At 68.4% G+C, this 8,147-nt stretch carries 10 protein-coding genes; 7 read left to right on the forward strand and 3 right to left on the reverse strand.

The window, feature by feature from the left end; genetic code table 11:
• The first annotated feature begins 142 nt into the window (after positions 1 to 142).
• From H6A15_RS09790 to H6A15_RS09815, 6 genes are all read left to right on the forward strand, one after another.
• Positions 143 to 586, forward strand: coding sequence for a hypothetical protein (locus H6A15_RS09790; protein ID WP_204673573.1), 444 nt, complete (start codon positions 143 to 145; stop codon positions 584 to 586).
• Between the two features lie 274 nt (positions 587 to 860).
• Positions 861 to 1,280 carry a hypothetical protein gene (locus tag H6A15_RS09795; RefSeq protein ID WP_204673574.1) on the forward strand — a complete coding sequence of 140 codons (420 nt, stop codon included), beginning with the start codon at positions 861 to 863 and terminating at the stop codon, positions 1,278 to 1,280.
• Positions 1,281 to 1,368: 88 nt separating this feature from the next.
• The gene (locus H6A15_RS09800) at positions 1,369 to 1,563 is read left to right on the forward strand and encodes a hypothetical protein (RefSeq protein WP_204673575.1); all 195 of its coding nucleotides are present in this window, start codon (positions 1,369 to 1,371) and stop codon (positions 1,561 to 1,563) included.
• Between the two features lie 95 nt (positions 1,564 to 1,658).
• Positions 1,659 to 1,865, forward strand: coding sequence for a hypothetical protein (locus tag H6A15_RS09805; RefSeq protein WP_204673576.1), 207 nt, complete (start codon positions 1,659 to 1,661; stop codon positions 1,863 to 1,865).
• A 121-nt stretch (positions 1,866 to 1,986) separates the two neighbouring features.
• Positions 1,987 to 2,409: a hypothetical protein gene (locus tag H6A15_RS09810; RefSeq protein ID WP_204673577.1), complete on the forward strand. Its 423-nt coding sequence runs from the start codon at positions 1,987 to 1,989 to the stop codon at positions 2,407 to 2,409.
• The gene (locus H6A15_RS09815) at positions 2,402 to 3,679 is read left to right on the forward strand and encodes a PBSX family phage terminase large subunit (protein WP_204673578.1); all 1,278 of its coding nucleotides are present in this window, start codon (positions 2,402 to 2,404) and stop codon (positions 3,677 to 3,679) included. Before H6A15_RS09810 ends, H6A15_RS09815 begins: the two co-directional genes overlap by 8 nt.
• A gap of 24 nt (positions 3,680 to 3,703) precedes the next feature.
• Here the strand turns inward: H6A15_RS09815 and H6A15_RS09820 are convergent, their stop codons facing one another.
• Entirely contained in the window at positions 3,704 to 4,000 is a 297-nt protein-coding gene (locus tag H6A15_RS09820) for a hypothetical protein (RefSeq protein ID WP_086414296.1), read from the reverse strand.
• A gap of 560 nt (positions 4,001 to 4,560) precedes the next feature.
• On the opposite strand from H6A15_RS09820, the gene H6A15_RS09825 reads away from it, so the two are divergent.
• Positions 4,561 to 6,057, forward strand: coding sequence for a hypothetical protein (locus tag H6A15_RS09825; protein WP_204673579.1), 1,497 nt, complete (start codon positions 4,561 to 4,563; stop codon positions 6,055 to 6,057).
• A 356-nt stretch (positions 6,058 to 6,413) separates the two neighbouring features.
• On the opposite strand, the gene istB is transcribed toward H6A15_RS09825, so the two are convergent.
• Positions 6,414 to 7,169, reverse strand: coding sequence for an IS21-like element helper ATPase IstB (gene istB / locus H6A15_RS09830; RefSeq protein ID WP_204673580.1), 756 nt, complete (start codon positions 7,167 to 7,169; stop codon positions 6,414 to 6,416).
• Positions 7,162 to 8,022, reverse strand: a complete 861-nt coding sequence (locus tag H6A15_RS09835) for a Mu transposase domain-containing protein (protein ID WP_204673581.1) — start codon at positions 8,020 to 8,022, stop codon at positions 7,162 to 7,164. The genes istB and H6A15_RS09835 overlap by 8 nt, the downstream gene beginning before the upstream one ends.
• Positions 8,023 to 8,147 lie beyond the last annotated feature (125 nt).

The raw sequence follows: 8,147 nt of genomic DNA on the forward strand, positions 1-8,147 counted from the left end.
CGGACCGGGACGCCGGAAGCGGCGCGTGACGCTGGCGGGATCGGCGCATGTGCGTTGGCGCGAACGGGTGAGGTTCGTTGGTGGAATCGGCGAAAGATAGATTGACACTAACAGCGACTGGGCCGCGTGCCTGGAGGGCGCGATGCTGATGGCGCGCTGGGCGCTCGTGAACGCCACGGGCGCGGACGGCGGCGACACCGACGTGAAGGCGATCCAGTTCGTGGCCGAGTGGCTGGTGCGCAACCGCCTTCACTTCGAGAGCTCGGCGGAGATGGACCGGCTCGAGCGCTGGGGCTCGGTGGAGCAGTACCGGGACCGGCCGGGCTTCTGCTGGTGGGTCTTCTCGTCCGTGCTCGACCAGGCGCTCGCGGGCGCCAACTTCGACAGGCAGAAGACGCTCAGGCGCATGGCCGACGAGGGCGTGCTGCTGCCCGGCTCCGGGCGCGGGTTCACGCGGCAGAAGCGCTTCGGAGACTCGCGGGTGTACTGCGTCTGCGTGGACAACGCGACGCTGGAGGCCATGCTCGAGCGCTCGGCGGGGGCGCCGCCCTCGGTGGCGCCGTCTCAAGGGGGCGGGCCATGCTGAGACACGGGCCGAGACGCCCCTGGCGGCTGGTGAGGGTGCGCGTCCCCTCCTCCCGTCTCAACGTCTTGACGGGGACGAGACATGGGGGGACGTCGCGCGCGGGCGGGCGCGGGCGCGCGCACGCGCGGGCGGGGGCTCTGTGCTCGCCTCCGGTCGAGACGTTGAGACGGGCGGCGTTCTCGCTGGTAGGCGGGCTGTTCGCCGTCTCAATCGGGCGGCACGGGCGCGATGGCACGCGGGCTTCGAGCATGAGACGCGGAGGGAGGTGCGCGCGGTGAGCTGGTGGACCGAGGAGCAGGACGACGTCCTGCGCGAGGTGAGCTTCCGCGGGGCGGAGTACGCCGCCGCCGAGATCGAGCGGAGGTGCGGCGTCTCCCACTCTGTGCGGGCGGTGGAGATGCGCGCGTCGCGGATCCACTGCTCGCTGGCGATCCAGACGGTGTGTCCCGAGTGCGGGGCCGTGGGAGTGAAGATCAACCGGCAGACGGGTATGTGCCGGCGGTGCACCGAGGAGTACCACCTTGCCCAGGAAAAGGCGTTCAATGAGCAGCTGGAGCGTGAGCGCGCGGCTGCCGAGGACGCGCCGGAGATTGACGACGTGAGGCGTGAGCGCGACAAGATGCGGCAGCGCAACTCCCGCCTGTGCAGGAAGTACGGGCTCAAGGGGAAGCGGGAGCGCGGACACACCAAGTAATCCGCCGCTCACCCTCGCCCGATTCTAGGCCCACGTCTCTGAGGGTATAAGCTGACTACCCTGCCGCACCATCGAGAGAGGACAGAAGATGGGCTTCAAGATCAAGTACACCTACCCTGATGGCGAGACCGAAATCGAGGACGAGGTCTACGACACCGAGCAGCAGGCTGAGTGGGCAGCCGAGGAAGGGGTGAACGGCTTCGCGACTGGGGCTGAGATCCTTGATGACATGGGCGAGGACTTCATGGAGGGCTCCCTCGAGTACGAAATCATCGAAGAGTAACCCTGTCAGACAACCTGAATGAGCGGCGGGCACCTCGCGTGGGTGCCCGCTTTCGATTTGAGCGCGACTGCTATGACGCGAGACTGGAGGAAGAGATGGTAAAGAGAGGACAGAACAAGCTAGATGCGACTTCGTTCAGCAAGCTCTATGACGACTACGGCGTTGAGGTCGCCAACGCCGTCCTTTACAGCGTGAACACCGGTCACGTGACCGCAGAGGAGGTCGAGAGGAAGATCTACGAGGACGAGTCCAAGGAGGACTACTCCGCGAGGCTGAAGGCGGAGTGGGCGGACGAGGAGTAGCTTCAAAATCGGGGATACGCGGAGAGGGGGCGCCATTCCAATGGCGCCCCCTCTTGCCTTTGTGACGCGCCGCGAGAATCCACCGTGAGAGGCTCTTTCGACTTTCACGGGGGTGATTCGCATGGCGAGGCGTCCGAAGCTGACGCAGGAGATGGTGGACGAGGCGATCCGCCTCAAGGCGGACGGCCTCTCCAACGGCGACATCATCTGCGCGCTGGGCATCCACGAGTCGACGTTCTACCGCTGGATCGGCGACCCCAAGAACAAGCTGCAGCGCGCGTTAAGCGAGGGGCTAAAAAAGGAGGAGAGCGCGTTCAAGCGGACGCTGCTCACCACGATCCGCTCGGCCGCGCTCGCGCGCAACCAGTACTGGACGGCGGCGGCGTGGCTGTTGGAGCGCAAGTACCCCGATGAGTTCGGCAAGGCGGAGCGCAAGGGCGACGAGGGCCGCGAGGACGCGGCTCCCAGGATCGTGCTCGGCGTGGTGGCGCAGCCGGTGCAGGAGAGGCTGCCCGGCCTCGATGGGGGCGGTGCTGATGGTTGACGCGTCGGCGCTCGTGATCCCGCGCTTCCACGACGTGCTCGGCGACGTGATGGCCCACGGCCACACGCACTACTGGCTCTACGGCGGGCGCGGCTCCACGAAGAGCTCGTTCATATCGCTGTGCGTCATCCTTCTCCTCCTGGCTCATCCGGAGGCGAACGCGGTGGTGGTGCGGCGGTTCTCGAACACGCTGCGCGACTCGGTGTTCCAGCAGGTGACGTGGGCGATCGCGGAGCTGGGGCTCGAGCGGTGGTTCCGGGCCCGCATCTCGCCGATGGAGATCACGTACCTGCCCACGGGGCAGCGCGTCGTGTTCCGCGGGGCCGACGACCCCTTGAAGCTCAAGGGCGTGAAGTTCACGCGCGGGTACTGCGCCGTGACGTGGTTCGAGGAGCTCGACCAGTTCGACGGGATCGACGCGGTGCGGAGCATCCTGAACTCGCTCAGGCGCGGCGGCGAGGACTTCTGGATCTTCTACAGCTACAACCCGCCGAGGACGCTCTGGAGCTGGGTGAACCGCGAGAAGCTGGAGCGCGAGCGGCGCTCGGACACGCTCGTGCGGCAGAGCTCGTACCTCGACGTCGTCGAGAGCCACCCGGAGTGGCTGGGCGGGCCCTTCGTGGAGGAGGCGGAGTACCTGCGCGAGGTCGACGAGCAGGCGTGGCGCTCGGAGTACCTAGGCGAGGTCACGGGGACCGGGGGCTCTGTCTTCAACAACGTGGTCTCGGTGCGCCTGTCCGACGCGGCGTGCCGGGGCTTCTCGCGCACGCGCTGCGGCGTGGACTGGGGCTGGTTCCCAGACCCGTGGCGGTTCGTGCGCTGCGGGTGGGAGCCCGGGGAGCGCAGGCTTACGATCTTCGGCGAGCTGTCGGCGAACAGGAAGACGCCCTCGGAGACGGCGGCGCTCGTCGTGGGGGCGCTCACCTACGCCGACGGGCCCGGGGAGGACGCCTACCTCCACGACGAGCTGATCTGGTGCGACGACACGCCGGACGGCAAGCAGTCGATGGCGGTGTGGCGCCGGGAGGCGGGGCTTCGCGTTCGGCCGGCGAGGAAGTCGAACATGCGCAGGCTCTCGTACGAGTGGCTGGCGGGGCTGCGCGAGATCTGCATCGACCCGGAGCGGGCGCCGCTGGCGTACGAGGAGTTCCGGCTCAAGGAGTACGAGCGCGACCGCGACGGCACGTGGGTGGACGAGATCCCGGACGGCAACGACCACTCGATCGACGCGGTGCGCTACGCGATGATGGACGACGTGCTGAGGGGATAGCGGTGCGAGCGTTCTTCTCGTCCCCTAATCATCGTTGGGAAGATACCAGCCGTGCTCCCTGTGTACGGGATATCCCGGCTCGCTGTCAGGATGTGAGGCCTTGTAACGACGGTTTTTCTCTCGATCTATTACGTCGAGATAGTGCATTGCCCGCTCGTCACCAGAGCAATGCCGAAGCCTAATCTTCTCGCGCTCTTCGTCCAGCTCCTCCTCTGGAGACTTTTTCAGCCAGTCGTACGTGTACTTGTCGTAAGGGTCTTCCGATCCCTTGAATAGCTTGCCGAAGAGTCCCATGGTGCCTCCGATCTTCTCGACCTTCATTCGATATGGTAGTCGCTCGAGCTCGACGACCACTCAGTTGCCAACTGAATTTCTGGCGTTCTTCTCGCTCATCTCCTCCCCCTGCGGAGCAAGACCCGGAACGGGGCTTGCGGAGCCCGCGGAAAGACCGCGGAGGGAGCGCAGCGACCGTAGCGGGCTTGGAGCGGTGCGGAGGGTGACTGCGCAGCAGGCACCCGCAGCTGCGGAGGCAGACCGCTTGCGGGCTGCCGGAGCGTGGAGCAAGACGGCGCATGGAGCCGCGCTGTGGGCTTGCCTGTGGGTAGCGCCCGTGCGCGGCGGAGTGCGCTGGCTTGCGGAACAAGAGCGCCGACTGCAGGCGGCGCGACGAGCGAGCGACCTTGGCGCGAGCCGCCTGCTTATGCAGGACGCATTGGCAGGAGCGCGAACACCGGAAGTGGCGATAGCGGGGGTGGCCGCATTCCCGTGCATTTATGCGCGTGCATGGATGCCTGTGACGCGGATAGCGGCATGGGCCGTGGGAGTTTGGGACGGGCGCTTAACCTGAGCGGCGATATGAGGGGCCGCTTGGGAGGTGCGCTGTGCAGGGGCTGGATGACGAGTACTGGGTGCCGGAGCATGTGAGGGAGTGGCTGAGGTCGCTGGGGTTTACGCTGCCGCTGGAGGACATGGAGCCTCACATACGGGCGTGGGACCGGTGGATGCGGGCGCTCGGGGACTTCTACGACTATAGGGACACTGACGGCGTGGGGCGGGTGTACGAGGTGCACAGGCGCTCGATTCATCCCGCCATGCGGGTGTGCCGGGAGTGGGGGTCGCTCCTCTTGAACGACCGCACGCAGGTGGCGTGCGAGGATCAGGCGTGCACGGACTGGCTCGCCGAGTGGATGGCGCGCACGGGGTTTCTGGCTGCGGCGCAGGAGTGCGTGGTGAGGGCGTTCGGCCTGGGGACGGGCGCGTGGGCGCTCTGGGTGGACGCCGGCGCGAGCGAGGTGCGCGTGCGGCGCTACGACGCGCGGATGGTCGTGCCGCTCACGTGGGACGAGGAGGGCGTGACGGAGTGCGCGTTCGTGACGCGGGCGTTCTGGCGCGGGCGGGCCGTCGACCAGGTGCAGCTGCATTTGAGGGGCGCTGATGGCACGTTCTTCTCGCCAAGCGAATCATCTGGAGGGGCTTCGGCGGCGGGTCCTTCTCGCCTGACTGACGATGAAAGCGAGGGCACGTACCGGATCGTGACCGCCTGTTTCGACCGGGACGGCAACCGCGTCGAGCCCGAGGGCGTGTGCCCGGTGTACGAGACGGGATCCGCGTGGCCGACCTTCTCACTTGTGAAGCCCGCCGTCGACAACACGCGGGTGGACATGAGCCCCTACGGGCAGTCGGTGTTCGCTGATGCCGTGGACGCCATCCAAGCGGTCGACCTCTGCTACGACGCGATGATGTCGGAGATCGACAACGGGAAGATGCGCGTGTTCCTCTCGGACGTGATGTTCGATATGGAGCGCGACGGCAAGGGCGGGCGCGTGTCGATCCCGTTCGGCAAGGGCGACTGCACCGTGTTCAGGAAGGTCATGAGCACGGAGGACACGATTCACGAGTTCGCGCCGCAGCTCCGCACCGAGGACCAGGCGAGGGCGTTCCGCGTGGCGTTGCAGACCCTCGGCGACCTCTGCGGCTTCGGAATCAACTACTTCGACCTCGAGAACGTGGGCTACGTGAAGACGGCCACGGAGGTGTCGGCGGACAACTCGGCGCTGATGAGGAACATCCGACGGCACGAGCGCGCGCTCGAGGGCGCCATCGCGGGGATCTGCCGGGCGCTGCTGGCGACGGAGCGCAGGCTCGGCGTGGGGCTGCCCGACGAGGGCGATGTGCGCGTCACGTTCGACGACAGCATCATCACGGACACGACGGCCGAGAAGCGGCAGGACATGGACGAGGTGGCTGCCGGGCTCATGGAGGCGTGGGAGTACCGCGCCAAGTGGTACGGCGAAGACGAGGCGACCGCACGCCGAGGTGCCGCCGCGAGCGGGGGCGCTCTGGATCGTGGAGGCTCGGAGCCCGGAAACGCAGCCTAGGCCGGGGTGCCGGGGCGCGGGAGCCGCCGCGCGGAGCAGCCGACGGCTGAGCCGGCGCGCAGAGACGCCACCCCAAGGCGAGGGGCGATGCCGCCCCGGCGACCGCAAACGCGGGCGTGGGGGCGGCTGCGCCCCGACCCTTGGCGAATCGCTCTCGGCGCCGGCACGGGCGGCGGATGCGACCCGGCGAGCGCGCCCCGGCTCCCTGGACTGGGCGGGACGGGTCGACTCAGGTTGGCGAGGCCACGAGGCCGCCGCAGGCGGTGTGTTTGGTCAAGTCCGTCTTTCTGAAATGATCACGGAAAACTTTCGGGTTTGGGCACGCAAGTTTTTCGGTTTCCGGCGCGGGCGCGCCGCTAGCTTCCCGACTTGCCCAGCATGAGCGACTCCTCGAGACGGTGGCTTGGGCCGCCGAACTCGACGAGCCTGCCGTGGTGGACGACGCGGTCCACGATCGCGGCGGCGAGCTTGTCGTCCGCGAAGACCGTGCCCCACCGGCTGAACTCGACGTTGGTGGTGAACACTATGCTCCTCCTTTCGTAAGAGTCGGATATGACCTGGTAGAGCAGGCGGGCGCCGTCCACGTCGAAGGGGACGTAGCCGAACTCGTCGAGGATCACGAGCTCGGCCCTGCCGACGTCCGCCAGCAGCCTGTCGAGCGTCCCCTCGCGCTTCGCCTTGCCGAGCTGCAGCACCAGCGTCGCCGTCTGGAAGAAGCGCACGGGCACCCCGCGCCGGGTCGCCTCGATGCCGAGGGCCGTCGCCACGTGCGTCTTGCCGCGGCCGGTCGGGCCGTGGAGGACGAGGTCCTCGGCGCGCTCCACGAAGTCGAGCGAGAGCATCTCGTCTCGGCCCCAGCCCTCGGGAAAGCGCACGTTGGACCAGTCGAACCCCTCCACGGCCTTGGGCACGGGGAAGCGGGCCTGGCGCAGCAGCCGGGCGCGCTTCGACCGCTCGCGGGACTCGAGCTCGCGCGCGAGCATCCCCGAGCACGCGGCGAGCTGGCCCGGGGTCGCCGTCTCGAGGAACCACGCTATCGTCGCCCTCGATATGAACAGCGACCTGGCGCGCGAGGAGAACTCCTCGCGCTCGGCGTCCGGGATCCTAGGCACTGGCGGCGCCCCCCTCCAGCAGCTCGAAGGCCCGGTCGTACCCCGCGAGGTCGACCGGCTCGTCGTAGGAGACCACGGCGTCGCCGGCCGCCGCCCTGGCGGCGGCGAGCTCGAGGGTGGCGGCGTCGACGCCGCCGGTGGCCCCCAGCGAGCGCAGCGCGCCCTCCACGGTCGCCGCCCAGCCCCGCCGGGCGCTCACGTCGCGCAGCGCCCTGAGGTCGGCTCCGAGGTCGGCGGGCGCCTCCGAGTCGAGGAACGCCACGAGCTCCTCCGGGAGGGACCCCCGCACGACGCTGTCGCGCCAGCCGCCGGGGCGCACGCAGAGCAGCCTCAGCTGCAGCATTGGGTCGGCGGAGTCCGTCGGCGCGTCGCCCCACTCGCGCGGGTACTCGGCGACGACCTCGCCCCCGGAGCCGACGACCGTGACGTCGAAGGCGCCCATCGCGACGGCGACCTCGCGGGAGGCGTTGGCGGGCCCCGCCGAGTAGCGGTGCTCGCCGCCCGCCCTGAACGAGCCCTGCTTGTCGCACCTCCTGGTGAGCCACGTGACGCACGCGAACGGCGCCGCGGGCAGCGGCGAGAGCGCCGCGCGGTCGTCCCCGAAGAGCTCGGACTCGGGCGCTCCCTTGCGGTAGTGCGGCCTGCCGTCGGAGAGCGCCAGGCACGTCCCGAGCAGCCTCCCGTTGTAGGACTTCACGTCCCAGACCTGCGGGACCGGGACGAAGAGGTTGCGCCTGAGCGTCCCGACCTTGTTCTCCACGGAGCCCTTCTCGTTGCCGGAGTGGGGGTTGGTGAAGCTGTAGTCGAGCCCGTAGTGCGCGGCGAACCGGCGGAAGAGCGCCGAGGTCCTCATCTCGGCGCCGACTGAATCTCCCCCGTTTCCGTTGACACTTCGAGTTCCGTTTGGGCATGATGCCGTAAACGGGGAAAGGGGGCATGGGATGGGACATCCGTCGCCCAAGTATTCGGCAGAGTTCA

Origin of the sequence: Enorma phocaeensis, from assembly GCF_016901575.1 — a bacterium.
In the GTDB taxonomy this organism is placed as follows: domain Bacteria; phylum Actinomycetota; class Coriobacteriia; order Coriobacteriales; family Coriobacteriaceae; genus Limicola; species Limicola phocaeensis_A.

Bases quoted from the DNA above. Each gene is read 5' to 3' on its own strand.
- H6A15_RS09790 (WP_204673573.1), top strand. From the start codon at position 143: ATGCTGATGGCGCGCTGGGCGCTCGTGAACGCCACGGGCGCGGACGGC.
- H6A15_RS09800 (WP_204673575.1), top strand. From the start codon at position 1,369: ATGGGCTTCAAGATCAAGTACACCTACCCTGATGGCGAGACCGAAATC.
- H6A15_RS09805 (WP_204673576.1), top strand. From the start codon at position 1,659: ATGGTAAAGAGAGGACAGAACAAGCTAGATGCGACTTCGTTCAGCAAG.
- H6A15_RS09810 (WP_204673577.1), top strand. From the start codon at position 1,987: ATGGCGAGGCGTCCGAAGCTGACGCAGGAGATGGTGGACGAGGCGATC.
- H6A15_RS09815 (WP_204673578.1), top strand. From the start codon at position 2,402: ATGGTTGACGCGTCGGCGCTCGTGATCCCGCGCTTCCACGACGTGCTC.
- H6A15_RS09820 (WP_086414296.1), bottom strand. From the start codon at position 4,000: ATGAAGGTCGAGAAGATCGGAGGCACCATGGGACTCTTCGGCAAGCTA.
- H6A15_RS09835 (WP_204673581.1), bottom strand. From the start codon at position 8,022: ATGAGGACCTCGGCGCTCTTCCGCCGGTTCGCCGCGCACTACGGGCTC.